The 581-nt window shown below is 41.8% G+C and carries 2 tRNA genes; both read left to right on the top strand.

From position 1 onward, the window contains the following. The first annotated feature begins 69 nt into the window (after positions 1–69). Positions 70–146 (top strand) — tRNA-Ile (locus QTO06_RS25385). A gap of 39 nt (positions 147–185) precedes the next feature. Next, a tRNA-Ala gene (locus tag QTO06_RS25390) sits at positions 186–261 on the top strand. Positions 262–581: the final 320 nt, after the last annotated feature.

The raw sequence follows: 581 nt of genomic DNA on the forward strand, positions 1-581 counted from the left end.
TAAACGATGATTACTCACGATGAGTGTCCACACAGATTGATACGGTTTATAAGTAAAAGAGACGATACTGGGTCTGTAGCTCAGGTGGTTAGAGCGTTCGCCTGATAAGCGAGAGGTCGGTGGTTCGAGTCCACTCAGACCCACCAATTTCTTTTGAAATTGGTATGCAGTATCGACACCTTGATGGGGCTATAGCTCAGCTGGGAGAGCGCCTGCCTTGCACGCAGGAGGTCTGCGGTTCGATCCCGCATAGCTCCACCATCTTTAAGTGTTCTTGAAAAAGAATCTTTAAAAATGGTTTTCATTAGAAAATCTAGCTCTTTAACAATTTGGAAAGCTGACAAAACAAACTTTTAAGTTTGTTTGTAAAGTTCTCAAAGTATTCTTAATTGAATACTCCAAACAACACATTCAAGTGTTCTTGGGTTTTGCGAAAGCAAAACATATTTGAGTCCGGCAAAATCGAAATGTCTCTCGCTCATTCAAATAATGAGAGACAACTTTGGTGATTTGAACATCAACTCGAAACTCCTTCGGGTTGTATGGTTAAGTGACTAAGCGTACACGGTGGATGCCTTGGC

It is taken from the genome of Vibrio sp. M260121 (assembly GCF_036533715.1).
In the GTDB taxonomy this organism is placed as follows: Bacteria; Pseudomonadota; Gammaproteobacteria; order Enterobacterales; family Vibrionaceae; genus Vibrio.